The sequence below is a fragment of the Roseobacter ponti genome, assembly GCF_012932215.1.
Taxonomy (GTDB): domain Bacteria; phylum Pseudomonadota; class Alphaproteobacteria; order Rhodobacterales; family Rhodobacteraceae; genus Roseobacter; species Roseobacter ponti.
The window spans coordinates 3725877-3745801 of sequence record NZ_CP048788.1 but is presented as its reverse complement, the minus strand read 5'-3'; the positions used below and the strand labels follow the sequence as shown (position 1 = coordinate 3745801).

Genomic DNA, 19925 nt, shown 5'->3' with positions numbered 1-19925 from the left:
CCGCGCGGTCCGGTGTTGTGCATCCCGACGGGGTGAGCCCGGAAAGGCGGCCGCATCTATCGTGCAGAGCGCGCCATTTCCCCCGCGCGCAGTGCAATAAAAAAGGGCCACCCGAAGGTGACCCTTTGTCAGGTAGCATGTGCCGGGATTAACCGTTCACGCTGTCTTTCAGCGCTTTTGCAATGGTCATCTTGACCACTTTGTCAGCGTCTTTCTTGAACTGTTCGCCGGTCGCAGGGTTGCGCACCATACGCTCAGGCCGCTCGCGGCAGTAGATTTTGCCAACGCCGGGGAGTGTCACAGCACCGCCACCGGACACTTCACGAGTGATCAGCGAGCACACCGCATCGAGTGCAGCGCTTGCGGATTTCTTGTCTGTATCCATCTCTTCGGCCAGTGCGGCGACGAGCTGGGTTTTTGTCATTGGTTTGGTTGCCATCTTATTATCTCCTTCGCTGCCCGATCAGTAGGGCCTCATCCTGCGAATCTATCCGGATGTTGTGTAAGAACACAACGATTAGTAGTGCATATTAAGGAAAAACCTGCGTTTTTTAACCGATTTTCGCGTGATTTCCCGGGTCAGAGGAAGGCAGTCTCCTCAAACGAGCGTAATTTCCGGCTGTGAATGCGTTCCAGCGGCATGTTCCGCAGGTGCTCCATGGCGCAGATTCCGATCATCAGATGCCGCGCGACCTGTGTTTTATAGAAGTCAGAGGCCATCCCGGGCAGCTTCAGTTCGCCGTGCAGCGGCTTGTCGGAGACACACAGAAGTGTGCCGTAGGGCACCCGGAAGCGGAACCCGTTGGCGGCGATCGTGGCACTTTCCATATCAAGCGCCACGGCGCGCGACTGGCTGAGACGCTGCACCGGGCCGCGCTGGTCGCGCAGTTCCCAGTTGCGGTTATCAAGGCTCGCCACGGTGCCGGTGCGCATGATCCGCTTCAGATCGTATCCTTCGAGTTCGGTGATCTTTGCCACCGACTGTTCCAGCGCGATCTGTATCTCGGCCAGCGCCGGGATCGGCACCCAGAGGGGCAGATCGTCATCAAGCACCTTATCCTCGCGCAGATAGGCGTGGGCGAGCACGAAATCCCCCAGCTGCTGGCTGTTGCGCAGCCCCGCGCAGTGCCCGACCATCAGCCAGGCATGCGGGCGCAGCACAGCGATGTGGTCAGTTGCGGTTTTGGCGTTGGAGGGCCCGACGCCGATGTTTACCAGCGTAATTCCAGAACTATCGGGCCGCTTGAGGTGATAGGTGGGCATCTGCGGCGTTTTGGCGGTCTCCGCCAGCGGCGCATCCGCATCGGTGATCTCGGCGTTGCCGGTCGAGACAAAGGACGTGTACCCGGACTCCGGATCGCGCAGCTGCGTGCGGGCATAGGCTTCGAACTCGGAGACATAGAACTGGTAGTTGGTAAAGAGCACGTGGTTCTGAAAATGCTCCGGATCCGTCGCCGTGTAATGCGACAGCCGCGCCAGAGAATAATCGACGCGCTGGGCTGTGAAAGGGGCCAGCGGGCCGATGCCATCCTCGCTTTTGAGCGTGCCGTTCACGATATCATCGTTGGTGGTGCTCAGATCCGGCACGTCAAAGAAATCGCGCAGGGTAAAGCTTGCGGCACCCTCCTGCGGCACAGTGGTGCCGGCATCGCTGGCCACGGCAAAATGCACCGGCATCGGCGTGTCGGAGACACCAACGATCACCGGCTGGCCGTGGTTCTGGATCAGCAGCCCGATCTGTTGTGTGAGATAGGCGCGAAAGAGATCCGGACGTGAGATGGTTGCGGCATAGGTGCCCGGCGCTGAGACATGGCCAAAGCTGAGCCGGGTGTCGACCTGGGCATAGCTTGAAGTCGTCAGAGACACCTGCGGGTAAAACGCGCGGATCCGGCCCGAAGGTGCGCCGCTGGCCATGGCCTCCATGAAATGACTGCAGAGAAATTCAGTGGCCTGCGCATAGAGCTCTTCGAGGCGTGCAACGGCGGCCGTGGCATCGTCAAAGGCTTCGGGGGCCGCGCTCTGCGGTGTCAGGATATCGCTCATGAAACGGGTTCCAGTACGGGAATGAATTCAAAAGTGCGCACATCCACCAGCCCCAGATCGGAAATCCGCAACTCCGGGATGACCACGAGAGCCAGCAGCGAATGCTGCATATAGGCGTTGTTGAGTGTGCAGCCGCAATCGCGCATGGCCTGCATCATCCGGTCGGTCTTTGCCGCGACCTCAGATGCCGGGCTGTCGGACATCAGACCGGCCACCGGCAGCTCCACCAGTGCGCGTTCTTCGCCGTCTTTGAAGATCACGATGCCGCCGCCAACCTCGCCCAGACGGTTCGCGGCCATGGCCATATGCGCGGCATCGGTGCCCACCACGATCATATGGTGACTGTCATGCGCCACGGTGGAGGCCATGGCCATCGGCCCTTCATAGCCGAAGCCCGAGACAAAGGCGTTCGTCACCTGGCCCGTGGCGCGGTGTCGCTCCACGAGAGCGATCTGACAGACTTCTCCGGTGGCCTGCACCCGGCCCTCGGTTACGGGAAGCTCGAATTTCAGCGCCCGGGTCGGGGCCTGGTTTTCGACGACGCCGATGACATTGGCGGTGACCGCATTGGCTCCTGCGGGCGCTTTGACGGCGAAATCATCCGGCCCAAGCTCTTTGCCCATACGCACGGTCCTGCGCGCAGTATCCGGCCAGTCGTAATGCGGGCAGTCCGCAAGGCATGTTCCGTCGCGCGCCACAATCTGCCCGCGCGCCATCACCAGCTCAACGGGCAGGGTTTTCAGATCCGACGTCAGGATCACATCCGCCCGCCGGCCAGGGGTCAGCGAGCCGATCTCGCGCTCCAGACCGAAGTGCGTGGCCGTGTTGATCGTCGCCATCTGCAGCGCCACCAGCGGGTCACAGCCACAGTCAATCGCATGGCGCACCACGCGGTTCATATGCCCGTCATTCACCAGCGTGCCGGAATGACAGTCATCGGTACACAGGATCATATTGCGCGGATCGAGGCCTTTTTCGGTGATCGCGGTGATCTGGCTTTCCACGTCATACCAGGCAGAGCCAAGACGGATCATCGACCGCATTCCCTGGCGCATCCGGGCCACGGCATCCGCCTCGCAGGTGCCTTCGTGATCATCCGCCGGCCCGCCCGCGACATAGCCTGCAAAGGCCGGTCCGAGATCGGGCGAGGCATAATGTCCGCCCACGGTTTTATTCGCCCTCTGCGTGGCGGCGATCTCGGCCAGCATTTTCGGATCAGCGTTTGAGACACCGGGGAAGTTCATCATCTCACCCAGACCGATGATGCCGGGCCAGAACATCGCCAGGGCCACGTCTTCAGGCGTGATCTCATAGCCGGTGGTTTCCATGCCCGGTGCGGAAGGCGCACAGGACGGCATCTGGGTGAAGATATTCACCGGCTGCATCAGCGCCTCGTCATGCATCATGCGCACGCCCTCAAGCCCCAGTACATTGGCGATCTCATGCGGGTCGGTGAACATCGATGTGGTGCCATGCGGGATCACCGCGCGCGCAAATTCCGCAGGCGTCAGCATGCCACTTTCAATATGCATATGCCCGTCGCAAAGCCCGGGGATCATATAACGGCCCTGCGCGTCAATCACCTCAGTTTCCGGCCCCGTGCAATAGCCGGCATCAGGCACCACACAGGCAATGCGGCCCGCGACAACAGCGATGTCATGGTCATCGAGGATTTCGCGGGTATGGACATTGACCCATTTGCCGCCTTTGATGACGGTGTCCGCAGGCGTTTTGCCGGTGGCCGTTGCGATCAGCTGTTCTGCCACATCGGGCCAGGCGGGGAAGGGTGTGTGCGACATATCCTTGCCTGACACGTGTGCTGGCAAGGTTCAAGCGGGGAGGGCGCAAATGGATTACGAAACCGTCACGGCAGAGGATTTCGGCAAATCTTTGCGGGGCATCGGGATCAACCTGCTGGTGCGCGACGTGCGCAGAACCGCGCGCTTTCTGGAAACTGTCTTTGAGACCGGCATACACCGGCTGAGCGATGATTTCGCGATTGTGACCTATGAGGGCGGGGTCTTTCAGCTGCACAGCGATGGCACCTATCACGCCAACCCGCTTCTCGGGCTGCTGCCGGAGAACCCGCCCAGAGGAGCCGGTGTCGAGATCCGCTTTTACGCGACGGACCCGGATGCCGCCGCAGCACGCGCAGAGGCTGCAGGCGCCATGGTGCTGCAGGCACCCGCGGACAAGCCGCACGGCCTGCGCGAGGCATATATCCTGTGTGACGACGGCTATGCCTGGATCCCGAGCCGGCCGCTCTGAGGGAACCGGGGGGCCTGCCGGCGGGTTGGGCCGCACCTGCAACAATGAGAAAAGCGGCTCCGTTTGAAAATCCCGGCCTCCCTCACATACAGCCCTGATACCGGTCCGGGCATCCGGCGCCGTCGCTATGGCAGGGGTTTTGGCTATGTCGCACCCGACGGATCCGCGATCAGCGACAAGGCGGAACGCGCGCGCCTGAATGCCCTGGGGATCCCGCCCGCATGGGAAGACGTCTGGATCTCGCCGGAGCCCGACGGGCACCTGCAGGCCACAGGCCGGGATGCGCGCGGTCGCAAACAATACCGTTATCACCCCGACTGGACGGCCTGGCGGGACCGCGCCAAGTACGACCGGCTCGCGGATTTCGGAGAAATGCTGCCGCGCATCCGTCGGCGCATCCTGTCGGATCTCAAGGAAGACACCGGCGACAGGGTCTGTGCTGTGGCCAGTGTGCTGGCTCTGATCGACAGGCTCTCGATGCGCGTGGGGCATCCGGCCTATAGCCGCGAAAACAACAGCTTTGGCGCGACCACGCTGCGCCGCCGGCATCTGGAGCTGGACGGCGATACAATGATCCTGCGCTACCGGGCCAAGGGCGGCAAAAAGGTGGTGCGGCGGGTGCGCGACAGCACGCTCAACCGCACGCTGACGCGCCACGGCGATCTGCCGGGACCGGCCCTGGTAAGCTGGCTGAGCGATGAGGGCGAGGCGCACCGGGTAACCTCGGATGAGGTCAACGCAACGATTGCAGAGATCACCGGTGACAGCCGCATGACCGCGCGCACCTTCCGCACCTGGAACGGCAGTGCGGCGGCCCTGGAGGCGGCCCTTTCGCTGGAAAAACCGACCATCCGTGCGATGTCGGACGCCGCCGCTGAACGGCTGCACAATACCCACACCATCGCGCGCAACAGCTATATCCACCCCGATGTGATTGCCCTGACCGACGCCGCCTCCGACCTGCGCGAAAGGCTCGCACATGAGGCGCCGGAGAAAACCGGATTGCGCCGCGCGGAAGAACAGCTCCTGCATCTGCTCGGCGGCACCTTCTGAGCGGTTTTTTATGGCGCCGGTCCCGAACCCGTGCTTGGATGACACGACGGCAATCAGGGAGCATGCAGATGGACGGGAATGACACACGGCTGAACATGGATCACTGGCAGGAACGCGTGGATCTTGCGGCGGCCTTTCGCTGGACCGTCCGGCTCAATATGCACGAAGCGGTCGCCAATCATTTCAGCCTCGCCATCAATGACGATGGCACGCGGTTTCTGATGAACCCCAATCAGGTGCATTTTTCGCGCATCAAAGCCAGCGACCTGATTGTGGTGGACGCCAATGACCCTGATACGCTGAAGGGGCCGGATGCCCCGGATCCCACCGCCTGGGGTCTGCATGGCGGGCTGCACCGGCACTGCCCGCATGCGCGCTGTGCGATGCATGTGCATTCGCCCTATGCCACGGCGCTGGCCTCGCTCGCAGACAGCCGCCTGCCGCCGGTGGATCAGAACGCCTGCATCTTTTTCAACCGTTATGTGATTGACGAAAGCTATGGTGGCCTCGCGTTCGAGGATGAGGGCGAACGCTGCGCAAAGCTTTTCGACGATCCGAAGAAAAAGGTTATGATCATGGGCAACCACGGCATCATGATCATCGGTGATACGGTCGCCGATACCTTCAACCGGATGTTCTATTTCGAGCGCGCCTGCCAGACCTATATGCTGGCGCTGCAGACCGGCCAGACCCTGCGGATACTCTCTGATGAAGTCGCTGAGAAGACGGCGCAGGAAATTGAGAACTACCCCGAACAGGATGCCCGCCACCTGGCGGAACTCAAAGCGATCCTCGACGAAGAGGGAAGCACCTATGCCAGCTGATGCGGAAGCGCGCGGGGCCGGATGCCGGAAATTCCGGCCGGCCACGCCGCCTGTGCAGAGCACACTTTTTCAGTGGCCACCGCGGCTGCGCGCGATCAGATGCGCCGCAACGGCACCTGTACTTTCGGGCTTCGGGTTAATGGCAGCATGTTCTGGCACGTCGCCGGCTGTATTGCGCTCCGGACGGCAGTTCAGGTGCTGGTCTTCCGGGCTATGGCCAATGGCCGTACGCCGGTCACGCTCTTTCCGGGGGACCCGGTTTGGTTTGTGGCCTTTCCCGTGCTGATCCTGATCTGGTCCGGCTCTCTCTTTTATCGTGTGCAACGGCTGCTGCGCCGGCCGCCGCTCTGTAAGCCGGCCGGTTGCCTGCATCATCGCGACGTCAAGGCAGGCCCCTGGCAGCATCCGGTGGACCACGTGTTTTTCAACCAGACGCATTTCAAGGGTAACTACGGCGCTGTCGGGATGCCCCGGGACCGCTGGTTCGACAGCTGTCACAAGGGACCGGCTCCGGCGACGAACGGGACACGGGCGCACGACAAGCAGATGTACACGTGATGCAGGCCGGTTTTGTTATCGATGATCTCAAGTGCTGGACGAGCACGCGCCGTCCGGGCTAGCGGGGGGCAGTCGTTTTACCTTCCTGATACAGCTTTGAGATGGCATGACACATGACAACCTACGGACTGACCGACGAGCACCATATGATAGCGGAGACCGTCCGCAGCTTTGTCGAAAAAGAGATTTATCCGCATGAAGCGCTGGTGGAGAGCACGGGTGAAGTGCCCGGCGAGATCGCGCAGGAGATCAGACGCAAGACGCTGGAGCTTGGGTTTTATGCCTGTAATTTTCCTGAGAGTGTGGGTTGTGCCGGGCTGAACCATCTGGAATTTGCGCTGGTGGAGCGCGAACTGGGGCGTGGCTCCATGGCGCTGACGCATTTTTTCGGGCGGCCGCAGAACATTCTGATGGCCTGCACCGGAGATCAGGTTGAGCGGTATCTTATGCCTGCGGTGCGCGGCGAGCGGATGGATGCGCTGGCGATGACTGAACCCGGTGCCGGATCTGACGTGCGCGGGATGAAATGTGCGGCAGTACGTGACGGGGGGGACTGGGTCGTCAACGGCACCAAGCATTTTATCTCCGGAGCCGAGCACGCCGATTTTATCATCGTCTTTATTGCGACCGGCGAGGATCAGACGCCAAAGGGGCCGAAAAAACGGATCACGGCTTTTCTGGTGGACCGAGGCACCCCGGGCTTCACCATTCGTGACGGGTATAAATCGGTCAGTCACCGTGGCTACAAAAACATGATCCTCGATTTTGACGACTGCCGTCTGCCGGAGGCGCAGGTGCTGGGCGAGGTCGATGGCGGCTTTGAGGTGATGAACACCTGGCTTTATGCCACCCGCATCACCGTGGCCACGATGAGCGTCGGGCGGGCGCGGCGTGTCTTTGAGTATGCGGTGAACTATGCCGCCGAACGCGAACAGTTCGGCCAGAAGATCGGGAAATTTCAGGGTGTGAGTTTTCAGCTTGCCGATATGATCACTGAGATCGATGCCGCCGATCTGCTGACCCTGGCATCCGCCGATCGTCTGGACCGGTGTCTGCCCGCGAACCGCGAGATTGCCTCGGCCAAGCTTTATGCCTCTGAGATGCTCGCCCGGGTGACGGATGCCGCCATCCAGATCCACGGAGGGATGGGTTTGATGGATGATTTTCCGCTGGAACGGTTCTGGCGCGATGCGCGGGTGGAACGCATCTGGGACGGGACCTCGGAGATCCAGCGCCACATCATCAGCCGTGATCTGCTGCGGGCGCTGGGTGCATGAGTTTTTATGCCTCCGGCGGGGATATTTCCGAACCAGAGAAGCGGGGGGGCGGTGATCTTGCGCGGCTGCTGAACCCGGCTTCGGTAGTGGTTGTCGGCGGCGGGGCCTGGTGCCGGCAGGTCGTGCATCAGCTGCAGATCATAGGGTATTCCGGTAAGATCTGGCGGGTGCATCCGCGCGCCGATGAGGTTGAAGGCGTGGCAGCGGTGCCGGTAGTTTCGGACCTGCCGGGCGTGCCGGATGCGGCTTTTATCGGGGTGAACCGGCATCAGACGGTTGAGGTCGTCGCAGCGCTTGCGGCCATGGGGGCCGGCGGCGCGGTCTGTTTTGCCTCCGGGTTTTCAGAGGCGCAGGCGGAGGATGCTGCTGCAGGTGATCTGCAGCGAAGGCTGGTTGCCGCCGCCGGAGAGATGCCGGTACTGGGCCCCAACTGTTACGGGTTTATCAATGCGCTTGATGGCGTGCTGCTCTGGCCGGATCAGCACGGATGTAAACCTGTGGCGCGCGGCGTGGCGCTGCTGACGCAAAGCTCGAACATCGCGATCAATCTGACGATGCAGCAGCGTCAGATACCGGTCGCATTTGTTGTGGCCTGCGGGAATATGGCACAGACGACACAGGCCGCAATTGCAATGGCGCTGCTGGATGATCCGAAGATCACTGCGATCGGTCTGCATATAGAAGGATTTGGTGAAACCGGTGCCTGGCACCGTCTCGCGGTAAAGGCAAAGGCCCGGGGTGTGCCGCTTCTTGCACTGAAAGCGGGTGCTTCCGAGCAGGCGCGGGTCGCGACTGTGTCTCATACGGCGTCACTGGCCGGCAGTGATGCCGGTGCGGATGCATTATTGCGGTATCTGGGCATTCCCCGGCTGCGCGACCTGCCGTCGTTTCTGGAAGCGCTGAAGCTGTTGCATATGGCGGGGCCTTTGCGCAGCTCTGCGCTGGCTTCGATCAGTTGTTCCGGGGGCGAGGCAGGTCTGATGGCAGATGCGGTGGTCGGCCGTTCGGTCATGTATCGGCCTCTTACAGCGGACCAGAAAAAAGAACTTGCCGCAGCGCTCGGGCCCATGGTCGCGCTTTCTAACCCACTGGATTACAATACGTATATATGGGGCGATGCGACGAAGATGACAGCCGCCTGGCGCCCGATGGCCACCCCTGACACGGGTCTGTTGCTGATTGTACTGGACTATCCGCATACCGATCCGGGCGACTGGAAAAGTGCCACGCAGGCGGCGATTGCTGTGGCAGCAGACGGGGGCTGCCCGGTAGCTGTGGTTTCCACGCTACCCGAACTGATGCCGGCTGATGTGGCGCGCGAGCTGGTGGCGGGTGGTGTTATTCCGCTTTACGGTATCCCGGAGGCGATCGCCGCGGCGGAGGCGGCAGCGGTTCTGCGCGCACCGGAAAAAGCGCCCTCATTGCCCCCTGGCCCGGAGCGAACCGCCATGACACTCACCGAAGCCGAGGCAAAGGTGCTTCTGGCAGGATATGGTCTGCGCGTGCCGGGATACGCCGGCGGTCTTGCCGCGCATGAGATTGCCGACCGGGCCGCCGGGCTGTGCGCGCCGCTGGTTCTGAAGGCGGAAGGCATGGCGCATAAATCTGACAGCGGCGGTGTTGTAACCGGTCTGAGCCACGCTGAACTTGCAGCTGCTGCGGGCAGAATGCAGGCACAGCATTTTCTCGTGGAGGAAATGGTGACCGGGGCGGTTGCGGAACTGCTTATCGGCGTGGTGCGGGATCCGGCGCACGGGTTCATCCTCTCGGTCGCGGCCGGGGGTGTGATGACCGAGCTTTTGAACGACAGGGTGTCGCTTATGGTGCCGGCACGGCGCGAGGCTGTCAGGGACGCCATCGGCACGCTGCGCTGTGCCCCGGTGCTGCGCGGGTACCGGGGCCGGCCCGCTGCAGATATGGAGGCGATCCTCGACGCGGTCATGGCGTTACAGGACTGTGTGATTGCGCTGTCGGACCGCATCAGCGAAGCTGAGATCAACCCGCTGATGGCGATGCCCGGGGACGCGATTGCGGTTGATGCCCTTGTCGTCATGGCCCCGGCAGCGGAGTAACAGGAGAACACCTATGGACCCGATCAGAACCGAAACCAGAGGGGCCGTTTTCGAGGTAACGCTTGACCGCCCCAAAGCCAATGCGATCGATCTGGTGACATCGCGCCGTATGGGCGAGGTCTTTGCGGCATTCCGCGATGATCCTGATCTGCGGGTGGCGATCATCACCGGTGCCGGCGGCAAGTTCTTCTGCCCGGGCTGGGACCTGAAAGCCGCGGCAGACGGCGACGCGGTTGATGGTGACTACGGGGTGGGTGGTTTCGGCGGGCTGCAGGAGCTGCGCGGTATGAACAAGCCTGTCATTGCTGCGGTGAACGGGATCGCCTGCGGCGGCGGGCTTGAACTCGCTCTGAGTGCCGATATCATCATCGCCGCCGATCATGCGCAGTTTGCGCTTCCGGAAATCCGTTCGGGTACTGTCGCGGATGCAGCCTCGGTCAAACTGCCCAAACGCATTCCTTATCATATCGCAATGGAGCTGTTGCTGACCGGGCGCTGGTTTGACGTAGCGGAGGCAAAGCACTGGGGGCTCGTCAATGAGATCGTTCCCGGTGCTGCGCTGATGGACCGCGCACGGGAAATGGCGGACCTGCTCGCCTCGGGGCCACCGCTGGTCTATGCGGCGATCAAGGAAATCGTGCGGGATGCGGAGGACGCAAAGTTCCAGGACACGATGAACCGCATCACAAAGCGGCAGCTGGAAACCGTCGACCGTCTCTATGCCTCCGAAGATCAGCTGGAAGGTGCGCGCGCTTTTTCTGAGAAACGCGATCCGGTCTGGAAGGGACGGTGAGCATCTTCTGCGCCCGCGCCGGGTCATTGCCACGCCATGAGTAAAACACTTCTGTCTCTCGGGCACGGGTACAGCGCGCGGGCGCTGGCACCGAGGTTGCTGGCCAAAGGCTGGCGGGTCATCGGGACGACCCGGTCCGCAGAAAAGGCAGCTGAGATCGCGCAGACCGGAGCCGAACCGGTGATCTGGCCGGGGACAGATCTGAGCCCGTTCTTCGATGAGGCCGATGCCCTGCTGATCTCGGCCGGGCCGGGGCCGGACGGCGATCCGGTGCTGGCGGAGGCGCGCGCCGCTGTCATTGCCGCAGCCGGTGGTCTGGACTGGGCCGGGTATCTCTCGACGACAGGGGTCTATGGCGATCATGGCGGGGGCTGGGTGGATGAGACAGCACCTCTGACCCCGGCAACACGGCGCGGTCAGGCGCGGGTCGAAGCGGAAGCCGCCTGGGCTGCCATTCCCGGCCTGCCGCTGCATATCTTTCGTCTCGCGGGTATTTACGGCCCCGGGCGCGGTCCTTTTGCAAAGGTGCTGAACGGCACTGCGCGACGGATCATCAAAAAAGACCAGGTGTTTTCGCGTATCCATGTGGAGGATATCGCGCAAATTCTTGAAGCCTCGCTGAAACAGCCCCGACCGGGGGCGATTTATAATGTCTGTGACAATGATCCGGCACCCCCGCAGGACGTGATCGGGTATGCCGCGACACTTCTGGAGGTTCCCCTGCCACCCGCTGTTGCATTTGAGGACGCGGATCTGACGCCGATGGCGCGCAGTTTTTACGCCGAGAGCAAGAAAGTCAGCAATGACCTCATTCGCAGTGAGCTTGGGATCGATCTGCTCTATCCGGACTACAGATCCGGCCTTGAGGCGATGCTGAAAGACGGCGGTGCCTGACGGCGCGTGCCCTGTGGGTCAGGCGCGCGCCTCTCCGATCTGCGCAATACCGAGCACCGAAAGGACCTTGCTCTCGATATCGGCGGCATTCATCGCAGCAACCGCGTACATATCCGCCGGGCTGGCCTGGTCGATGAAGATATCGGGCAGCACCATGGAGCGGTACTTCAGCCCGTGATCAAAGACGCCTTCCTCTGCCAGAAGCTGTGCCACATGGCTGCCAAAACCGCCGATCGCGCCCTCTTCGATGGTAATCAGCGCCTCGTGATTTTCGGCAAGGCTGAGGATCATTTCGCGGTCCAGTGGTTTGGCAAAACGTGCATCTGCGACGGTGGGGGAAATGCCCCGCGCACGCAGAGCTTCTGCGGCCTTCTCTGTCTCTTCAAGCCGGGTGCCAAAGGACAGAAGCGCCACACGCGCGCCCTGTGCGATGATCCGCCCGCGGCCGATTTCCAGAGGCACGCCCCGTTCCGGCATGTCCACCCCGCGGCCCTCGCCGCGCGGGAACCGGAAGGCAATGGGTCCGTCATCATATGCGGCAGCCGTGGCCACCATATGCCGCAGCTCTGCCTCGTCCGCGGCGGCCATCACGACAAAACCCGGCAGATTGGCGAGATAGGCGACGTCGAAAGAACCCGCATGTGTGGCGCCATCGGCACCCACCAGCCCGGCCCGGTCGATGGCAAAACGCACCTGCAGACGCTGGATTGCCACGTCATGCACAACCTGGTCATAACCGCGCTGCAGGAAGGTTGAATACATCGCGCAGAAGGGCTTCATTCCGCCGGCGGCGAGGGCTGCCGAAAAGGTCACGCCATGCTGCTCGGCGATACCGACGTCAAAGCACCGCCCCGGATAGCGTTCGGCAAAAAGGTTCAGCCCGGTGCCGTCCGGCATGGCCGCTGTCACGGCGCAGATTTTGTCGTCCCCGGCAGCTTCCTGCAGCAGGCTGTCGGCAAAAACGCGGGTGTAGCTCGGTGCATTCGAGGGCGCTTTTTTCTGCTCGCCGGTGACCACATTGAATTTGGCCGTTGCATGGCCTTTGTCGCGCGCGCTCTCTGCGGGGCCGTACCCTTTCCCCTTTTTGGTCAGCACATGGATCAGAATGGGGCCTGTCGCGCGGGCTTTGACGGTGCGCAGAACCGGCAGCAACTGGTCCATGTCATGGCCGTCAATCGGCCCCAGATAGGAAAAACCCAGCTGTTCGAAAAGCGTGCCACCGACGGCCATGCCCTTGAGCATATCCTTGGCGCGTCGTGCCCCTTCGCGGAAGGGTTCCGGCAGAAGGCTCACAGCCCCCTTGGCGGCCGCTTTGAAATCCTGGAAAGGCTCTTCGGCATAAAGCCGGCTGAGATAGGACGACATCGCACCCACGGGCGGTGCGATCGACATCTCATTGTCATTGAGGATCACGATCAGCCGCTTGCCCAGATGGCCGGCATTATTGAGCGCCTCATAGGCCATGCCGGCACTCATGGAGCCATCGCCGATCACCGCAATGGCGTCTCCCAGACCTTCGGGCACCACGCCACCCAGATCGCGGGCAACTGCAAAGCCGAGTGCGGCTGAGACCGAGGTGGAGCTGTGGGCCGCACCGAAGGGATCATAGGGAGATTCGCTGCGTTTGGTGAACCCGCTCAGCCCGTCTTTCATGCGCAGTGTGCGGATTCTGTCGCGCCGTTCAGTAAGGATCTTGTGGGGATAGCACTGGTGTCCCACATCCCAGATGACCTTGTCGCGCGGCGTGTCGAACACAGCATGCAGCGCCACGGTGAGCTCCACAACACCCAGACCAGCGCCCAGATGCCCGCCGGTGACCGACACTGCCGAGATGGTCTCGGACCGCAGCTCATCAGCAAGCTGCCGCAACTCTCGGTCGCTGAGCGATTTCATATCCGCCGGGCGCGAGATCCTGTCCAGCAGGGGTGTATCGGGGGTGTCCGCAGTCATCGGTTTTTCCTCAGTGCGCCCGGGTCACAACAAACCGGGCAGTGTCTTTTAGATCGTCAGCAGCAGTACCGTAACCCGCCAGGCTGTCGCAGGCCTCGTCAACCAGTGCCTGCGCGCGCGCCCGCGCGGCCTCAACACCAAGCAGCGAAACAAACGTGGCCTTGCCGGCAGCGGCATCCTTACCCACGGCCTTGCCGACCGTGGCGCTGTCGCCGGTCACATCCAGCAGATCATCGGCAATCTGAAACGCGAGGCCCAGTGCCCTGGCGTAGGTTTCGAGCGGGCCTGTATCGGCTCCGGCCATACGTGCGCCGGCAGTGGCCGACCATTCAATCAGCGCCCCGGTCTTGCCCCGCTGCAGAGCGGTGATTTCCTCAAGGCCAAGCGGAGCCCCGGCGGTTTCGGCCGCCATGTCCAGCGCCTGACCCAGCACCATCCCTTTCGCACCGGAGGCCTGCGCAAGGCTGAGCGCCAGAGCGGATCTGACACCGGCATCGGCACTCGCCTCGGGCCGGCACACGAGTTCAAACGCGAGGGTCTGAAGCGCGTCGCCGGCAAGAACCGCCGTAGCCTCATCCCAGCGTTTATGCACCGTCGGCTGCCCGCGGCGCATATCGTCGTCATCCATGCAGGGCAGATCATCATGCACCAGCGAATAGGCGTGCAACGCCTCAATGGCGGTCGCCGGCCATACCGCCTGAAGGGCGGGTATGTGATGCAGGCGTGCGCTTTCCAGCACCAGAAACCCGCGCAACCGCTTGCCGCCGTTTGTGGCATGCGCCATCGCCTGCACCACAGGCAGATCGGGCAGAGCGCGCAGCACGAACTCAAACTGTGCGCCGATCAGATCGGCGGCCTGCGTCAGACGTTCGGGAAACACCTCTCAGAGACCTTCGACAGGTGTGGTCCCTGAGGGTTTACCGTCCGGATCAAGGGTGATTGCCGCAACTTTTTCTTCGGCCTCTTTCAGCTTTTCCTCGCAGCGTTTTTTCAGCGCGGCTCCGCGCTCGTAAAGCGTAATGCTCTCATCCAGCGCCACGTCGCCGCGTTCCAGTTGCCCCAGAACTGTCTCCAGCTCTGCCATTGCCTGCTCAAAACTCATTTTGGATACGGGTGTTTCGGCCATAATCAGATCGTCCTGCGTCTTTATCAGTTCACAGGTCTATACTGAGAATGACGTACCTGCGCCAGCAAAAGGCAGGGATCTTCCGGCGTGAACGTGCCGTGCAGGCCCCGCGACCTGTCGCCCGGCTTATTCGGGCGCCAGCATATATCCCGCACCGCGTACCGTCTGCAGATAGCGCGGCTGCTTGGGATCGCTCTCGATCTTACGTCTCAGCCGGGTGATCTGCACATCCACGGCACGCTCCTGCGCCTGGCCCCGGTCGCGGCCCAGCTCCTCGACAAGCCGCGCGCGGCTGATCGGCTCGTTACAGCTCGCGGCAAAGATCTTCATCAGCAGGATTTCAGTGGCGGTCAGGCGCACAAGCTCTTCCCCCTGCCACATCTCCCCGCGTTCGGTGTCATAGCGGATCGGCCCCAGCATCAGCACCTTGGGACCGGTTTCATCCGCCGGCACCTCGGGCATGCGCCGCAGAATCGCGTTGATCCGCAGCAACAGCTCCCTGGGCTCGAACGGTTTGGCCAGATAGTCATCGGCTCCGGCCTCCAGCCCCTCGATGCGGTTTCCCGTCTCGCCTTTGGCGGTGAGCAGCAGTATTGGCACGGCGCTCGTCTCGCGCAGCGCCCGTGTCAGCGCCAGCCCGTCTTCGCCCGGCATCATCAGATCAAGCACAATGAGATCGAAATCGAGCCCGGTCAGGATCCGGCGTGCGTGCGCCGCGTCGCGGGCTGCGGTCACCAGAAACCCGCTGCGTATGAGGAATTTCTGCAGCAGCGTGCGGATGCGTTCATCGTCGTCGACGATCAGCAGGTGGGCATCAAAATCACTCATGGGGAATTGTCTTTCAGTCTTGCATAGGCAAAGCGCATTTCGCGGTCCATCATGGCTTCGAGCACCCGGCGGAACCCGGCTACGGCCTCAGGGCCCGCATCGCGGAAAGCCGCCCGCATGCGGGCGCGCTGTGCGTCAGAAAGCTTTTGTTCCAGTGCCTTGCCCTGCCCCGTCAGAAACAGATGGCGCTCGCGTTTGTCGTTCCGGCCCACCCTGCTTTCGACCAGACCATCCTCAATGAGAGTGCGCAAGACACGGTTCAGCGATTGTTTCGTGACCCCGAGCAGGTTCAGCAGGTTATTGACGGTGGTGCCAGGCGCGCGGTTGATGAAGTGCACGGCCCGGTGATGGGCGCGACCGTAGGCCAGATCGGCAAGGATCCGGTCGGGATCCGCGGTAAACCCGCGATAGGCAAAGAACATCGCCTCAATGCCCTGACGCAGCTGCTCATCTGTCAGAAACAAAAGGTTTTCGTTGCTGTACGGGGCGGGTGCCTGTCCCTCTGCCATGATACTGCTCTGCAATTCCGACCGTGATTAATCCCGGCCAGCATATGTCAGTGTTGTTGACATTCCAAGGATGAAGGTCTATCGAATCGCAGGTTTTGCGCAATTTAATGTCCGTTTCGGACTTTGTTTGCGCAATATTTGCAAAAGACGGGATGGATCAGGGAAGGAAAGACCATGGCTGGTGCTTATAACGACCGCGACGGACAGATCTGGATGGACGGTCAGATGACCCCGTGGCGCGAAGCCAATGTCCACATTCTGACCCATGCGATGCACTATGCATCATCGGTCTTTGAGGGCGAGCGCGCCTATAACGGTAAAATCTTCAAAAGCCGTGCGCACTCCGAACGCCTGAAGCGGTCCGCTCAGATGATCGATTTTGAGATCCCCTGGACGGTCGATGAGATTGAGGCCGCCAAGGTTGAAGTGCTTGCGAAATCAGGCCTGAAAGATGCCTATGTGCGCGCTATTGCCTGGCGTGGCGCGGGCGAGGACATGGGCGTTGCCTCTGCGCGCAACCCCGTGCGTCTGGCCATCGCGGCCTGGGAATGGGGTGCGTATTACGGCGACGCGAAAATGAAGGGCGCAAAGCTCGACATCTCCAAATGGAAACGCCCGAGCCCGGAGACCATTCCGAGCCATGCGAAAGCCGCCGGTCTCTACATGATCTGCACCATGTCCAAACACGCCGCCGAAGCGAAAGGCTGTTCGGATGCGATGATGTTTGATTACCGGGGATATGTGGCTGAAGCGACGGGCGCGAACATCTTTTTCGTGAAAGACGGAGAGGTCCACACCCCGGATCCGGACTGTTTTCTGAACGGCATCACCCGGCAGACCGTGATCGGCATACTGAAAGACCGCCAGATCAAGGTGCATGAGCGCCACATCATGCCCGAAGAGCTCGAAGGATTTGAGCAGTGCTGGCTGACCGGCACGGCGGCAGAGGTGACACCGGTGGGCAAAATCGGCGACTATAACTTCGATGTCGGCAGCCTGACCCGGGAGATTTCCGACAGCTACGAAAAGCTGGTGCGTACCTGAACGAGCCGCGCGGGCAGAGCTGCCCGCGCATCCCCCCTTGCGGCAGCCGGTCTAACCCTTGCGGCGCTTATATTCAGCCACCGCGTCCCCAAGCGATTTTCCCGCGTTCGAGCGCATCCAGTTCATAAATGAGATGTCGAATTTAAAATCCGCTCCGGCCCGGGCGCGGAAAAACCGGCGCACGTTCTGGGTGTTTTTATAGTTGTCGGTGATCACCGTCTCGGGCGTAAGATCGGCGCTGTGCCAGTCTGTCTGAGCGCCGGTCGTTTTGCGCAGATCACCCGGCCAGGTGGTCTCGCCGGTGTCCAGATAATGCGCGATCCGGTCCAGAATTGTGAACTTACCGCCCGTGTGCCGCACCCCGCAGGCCCGTGCATGCGCCTGCAGCTCGGGTCTCAGCCAGTGCCAGCGGCGCAGCTCTGCGCCCGTGCGGATCTTTGCAATCGGCGGGCGGTTTTCATCACGTTTCGGCATGGTGTCAGGATACCCGGCGCAGCCGCACCGATCAAGGCTGCCCGCTGACCGGTCAGGGAGTACCGGCGGGTGGCTGGTTGGGCCGCGATTTACTGCGGTCCACCCCCAGTTGCCGCTCGCGCCACATGATCAGCGCGCCCCCTGCAATCACCAGTGCCGCACCAAGGACAATCGGCCCGGTGGGCACCTCGTTAAAGGCAATGTACCCGATGAGCCCGGCAAAGATCATTGAAGCATAATCAAACGGTGCCAGCATCGCAGCTCCGCCAAAGCGATAGGATGATGTTACCATGATCTGCGCGACCCCTCCGATCAGGCCGGCAGTAATGAGCAGGCCAACAACCCAGGCCTCCGGCCGGACCCAGACAAAAGCAGGAGTGTCCACCACCCAGCCAACGGGCGCCGACAGCAGCGCGATGCAGCTTGCCGTGACCGAAAAATAAAACACGATGGCCGCCGTACTGTCCGTCTGCACAAGGCGGCGCACATGGATCTGAACCAGCGCGCGCAGGATGGAGGCGACCAGCACCATCATCGCCCCCAGAGAGGCCGCTGTGGTCATCTCATCCGCGTCGATGCTCAGCCGCGGTGCGATCACGATCAGGACGCCGACGAGCCCGAGAGCCACAGCGGACAGACGGAAAAGCCGGATCCTCTCTCCCAGAAAGACAGCTGCAAAGATGACCGTGAAAATCGGCGTGGCATAGCCGATGGCTGTGACCTCGGGCAGCGGCAAAAGCCCCAGACCGGCAAAGGTCAGCCCCATGGCCGCGGTCCCGAAAAGCCCGCGCCAGACATGCCCCATGAGGTTTGACGGCACGAGACCCTGGCTCAGTTTGCCCTGCTGCCAGAGCCAGATCACGATCACCGGCAGTGCAAAGAACGAACGGAAAAACACCGCCTGGCCTGGCGGTACGTGTCCTGAGATGGTTTTGATCAGAGCAGCCATCACCATAAAAAGAAAAACCGCGCTGAGTTTCAGCGCGATCGCAAGACCGGGTTTGTTCTGGGTGAGGTCTGCCGCCATGGACCTTCTCTGCGCCCCGGCGGCAGAAAGATCAAGCGCCGCCGGGGCGGCGCCCGGTCAGAGCCGGTTCAGTTCAGCGCAGCAACGCCGAGCGGGACCGAGAATTTCAGACACCAGATGTAGATTTCATCGTAATCATCCAAATTCACCGAGGCCGGCACCACATAGGACTGGCCGCCTGTGAGATTCTTCAGCACGCCAAGGTCAGCCTCAGGGGCGTAGGTGCCGTTCTTGCCAAATGCCACGCGTGGGTCTGGTGCGCCATCAAGCGAGAAATTGTCATGCAGAGTGACTGTCGCGGTGCCATCTGCGTTTTTGGTAATGGTCACGCCGCCGGTGGTGACGTGATTGCTTTTGCCGGTGAAGGTGCCTGTTGTGTCCGCGCCGGCCCCGAGTGTGGCAAGGGCGGACAGGGTGACTATCATCAGGGCGGAGATCAGGTTTTTCATGGGTCTGGCTTTCTCATCTGCGTTACGGGATCGGAAGTGATGCAGCAGAGATACGGTTTGGGACCATACGGTACAATACACGTTTCCGCGAGTTGTGTAACAGTCAGTTCCGAACTATATAACAGACAGCAGGCAGGAGGTGATCATGGCGCGGCCCAGAGAATTCGACACAGACGATGCAATCCGTAAGGCCGCTGAGGTATTCTGGCGCAAGGGCTATGAGGAAGCGTCGCTGCCCGATCTGCTGGAGGGCATGGGGCTCACGCGCGGCAGTCTTTATAAAGCCTTCAAAGACAAAAAGAGCCTCTTTCTGCTGGTACTTGATTACTACGAGACCGCGGCGGTGGATAAAGCCGTGGCCCGGCTCACAGATCCGGGCGTTCCGGACGGGCGGCGGCGGATCATCGGGCTCTTTAAAGGCGTGGTTAACGCGGTGCAGGCAGGTGACAGGCGCGGGTGTCTGCTCTGCACGGCCGCCGCCGGCAATGAGATGGACGATCCCGATATCGCCGCGGCTGTGAATAAAGGTCTGCGCCGGATCCGCGATGCGATGGGTCTGTCCCTGAAAGCCTCGCCGATCCACAGCAGTCTCAAACCCGATGAAAACCGTGTGCTCGCCAACGTTCTGCTCACGCAGTATGTCGGGCTCAGGGTGCTTGCGCGCTCATGCCTGCCGCTGGGCATCGTGGAGCAGTCTGAAAAGGGCGTGGCGGTCCTGTTGCGCACGCCGTGAGGC

General features: G+C 61.7%; 21 protein-coding genes. 10 read left to right on the top strand and 11 right to left on the bottom strand.

Annotation, left to right across the window (positions count from 1 at the left end; genetic code table 11):
- Nucleotides 1–148: 148 nt before the first annotated feature.
- The 3 genes from G3256_RS18080 to ade all read right to left on the bottom strand — a co-directional run bounded on the left by G3256_RS18080 (nt 149) and on the right by ade (nt 3842).
- On the bottom strand, nt 149–439 hold the full coding sequence (locus tag G3256_RS18080) for an HU family DNA-binding protein (RefSeq protein WP_169642149.1): 291 nt from the start codon (nt 437–439) through the stop codon (nt 149–151).
- Between the two features lie 140 nt (nt 440–579).
- Nucleotides 580–2043: an AMP nucleosidase gene (locus G3256_RS18075; protein ID WP_169642148.1), complete on the bottom strand. Its 1464-nt coding sequence runs from the start codon at nt 2041–2043 to the stop codon at nt 580–582.
- Complete coding sequence (gene ade, locus G3256_RS18070) at nt 2040–3842, bottom strand: adenine deaminase (protein WP_169642147.1); 1803 nt, start codon at nt 3840–3842, stop codon at nt 2040–2042. The genes G3256_RS18075 and ade overlap by 4 nt, the downstream gene beginning before the upstream one ends.
- 49 nt (nt 3843–3891) lie before the next feature.
- Here ade and G3256_RS18065 point away from each other — a divergent pair, with 49 nt between their 5' ends.
- From G3256_RS18065 to G3256_RS18030, 8 genes are all read left to right on the top strand, one after another.
- Nucleotides 3892–4311: a VOC family protein gene (locus G3256_RS18065; protein WP_169642146.1), complete on the top strand. Its 420-nt coding sequence runs from the start codon at nt 3892–3894 to the stop codon at nt 4309–4311.
- A 63-nt stretch (nt 4312–4374) separates the two neighbouring features.
- Nucleotides 4375–5364 carry a DNA topoisomerase IB gene (locus G3256_RS18060; protein WP_169642145.1) on the top strand — a complete coding sequence of 330 codons (990 nt, stop codon included), beginning with the start codon at nt 4375–4377 and terminating at the stop codon, nt 5362–5364.
- Between the two features lie 68 nt (nt 5365–5432).
- Nucleotides 5433–6188: a class II aldolase and adducin N-terminal domain-containing protein gene (locus G3256_RS18055; protein ID WP_169642144.1), complete on the top strand. Its 756-nt coding sequence runs from the start codon at nt 5433–5435 to the stop codon at nt 6186–6188.
- Nucleotides 6189–6209: 21 nt separating this feature from the next.
- A complete protein-coding gene (locus G3256_RS18050) occupies nt 6210–6746 on the top strand; it encodes a hypothetical protein (protein WP_246227692.1) in 537 nt (178 codons plus the stop codon).
- Nucleotides 6747–6859: 113 nt separating this feature from the next.
- A complete protein-coding gene (locus tag G3256_RS18045; protein WP_169642143.1) occupies nt 6860–8023 on the top strand; it encodes an acyl-CoA dehydrogenase family protein in 1164 nt (387 codons plus the stop codon).
- Nucleotides 8020–10095, top strand: coding sequence for an acetate--CoA ligase family protein (locus G3256_RS18040; RefSeq protein WP_169642142.1), 2076 nt, complete (start codon nt 8020–8022; stop codon nt 10093–10095). Before G3256_RS18045 ends, G3256_RS18040 begins: the two co-directional genes overlap by 4 nt.
- A 13-nt stretch (nt 10096–10108) precedes the next feature.
- Nucleotides 10109–10888: a carnitinyl-CoA dehydratase gene (locus tag G3256_RS18035; RefSeq protein ID WP_169642141.1), complete on the top strand. Its 780-nt coding sequence runs from the start codon at nt 10109–10111 to the stop codon at nt 10886–10888.
- Nucleotides 10889–10924: 36 nt separating this feature from the next.
- Nucleotides 10925–11782, top strand: a complete 858-nt coding sequence (locus G3256_RS18030; RefSeq protein ID WP_169642140.1) for an SDR family oxidoreductase — start codon at nt 10925–10927, stop codon at nt 11780–11782.
- A gap of 18 nt (nt 11783–11800) precedes the next feature.
- On the opposite strand, the gene dxs is transcribed toward G3256_RS18030, so the two are convergent.
- The 5 genes from dxs to G3256_RS18005 form a co-directional block, all read right to left on the bottom strand.
- The gene (gene dxs, locus G3256_RS18025; protein WP_169642139.1) at nt 11801–13732 is read right to left on the bottom strand and encodes a 1-deoxy-D-xylulose-5-phosphate synthase; all 1932 of its coding nucleotides are present in this window, start codon (nt 13730–13732) and stop codon (nt 11801–11803) included.
- 10 nt (nt 13733–13742) lie between these two features.
- Nucleotides 13743–14612 (bottom strand): polyprenyl synthetase family protein, encoded by an 870-nt coding sequence (locus tag G3256_RS18020; protein WP_206040771.1) that lies wholly within the window; start codon nt 14610–14612, stop codon nt 13743–13745.
- 3 nt (nt 14613–14615) lie between these two features.
- The gene (locus G3256_RS18015; protein ID WP_169642138.1) at nt 14616–14858 is read right to left on the bottom strand and encodes an exodeoxyribonuclease VII small subunit; all 243 of its coding nucleotides are present in this window, start codon (nt 14856–14858) and stop codon (nt 14616–14618) included.
- Between the two features lie 126 nt (nt 14859–14984).
- The gene (locus G3256_RS18010) at nt 14985–15686 is read right to left on the bottom strand and encodes a response regulator (protein ID WP_169642137.1); all 702 of its coding nucleotides are present in this window, start codon (nt 15684–15686) and stop codon (nt 14985–14987) included.
- Complete coding sequence (locus G3256_RS18005) at nt 15683–16195, bottom strand: MarR family winged helix-turn-helix transcriptional regulator (RefSeq protein WP_169642136.1); 513 nt, start codon at nt 16193–16195, stop codon at nt 15683–15685. The genes G3256_RS18010 and G3256_RS18005 overlap by 4 nt, the downstream gene beginning before the upstream one ends.
- 174 nt (nt 16196–16369) lie before the next feature.
- Between G3256_RS18005 and G3256_RS18000 the strand changes: the two genes are divergently transcribed.
- Nucleotides 16370–17239 carry a branched-chain amino acid aminotransferase gene (locus tag G3256_RS18000; protein WP_169642135.1) on the top strand — a complete coding sequence of 290 codons (870 nt, stop codon included), beginning with the start codon at nt 16370–16372 and terminating at the stop codon, nt 17237–17239.
- Nucleotides 17240–17290: 51 nt separating this feature from the next.
- Here the strand turns inward: G3256_RS18000 and G3256_RS19180 are convergent, their stop codons facing one another.
- The 3 genes from G3256_RS19180 to G3256_RS17985 all read right to left on the bottom strand — a co-directional run bounded on the left by G3256_RS19180 (nt 17291) and on the right by G3256_RS17985 (nt 19189).
- On the bottom strand, nt 17291–17713 hold the full coding sequence (locus G3256_RS19180; protein WP_169642134.1) for a DUF6434 domain-containing protein: 423 nt from the start codon (nt 17711–17713) through the stop codon (nt 17291–17293).
- A 52-nt stretch (nt 17714–17765) separates the two neighbouring features.
- Nucleotides 17766–18740 (bottom strand): DMT family transporter, encoded by a 975-nt coding sequence (locus G3256_RS17990; protein ID WP_169642133.1) that lies wholly within the window; start codon nt 18738–18740, stop codon nt 17766–17768.
- 68 nt (nt 18741–18808) lie between these two features.
- Nucleotides 18809–19189 (bottom strand): DM13 domain-containing protein, encoded by a 381-nt coding sequence (locus G3256_RS17985; protein ID WP_169642132.1) that lies wholly within the window; start codon nt 19187–19189, stop codon nt 18809–18811.
- Nucleotides 19190–19334: 145 nt separating this feature from the next.
- Between G3256_RS17985 and G3256_RS17980 the strand changes: the two genes are divergently transcribed.
- Nucleotides 19335–19922: a TetR/AcrR family transcriptional regulator gene (locus G3256_RS17980; RefSeq protein WP_169642131.1), complete on the top strand. Its 588-nt coding sequence runs from the start codon at nt 19335–19337 to the stop codon at nt 19920–19922.
- The last annotated feature ends 3 nt before the right edge of the window (nt 19923–19925 follow it).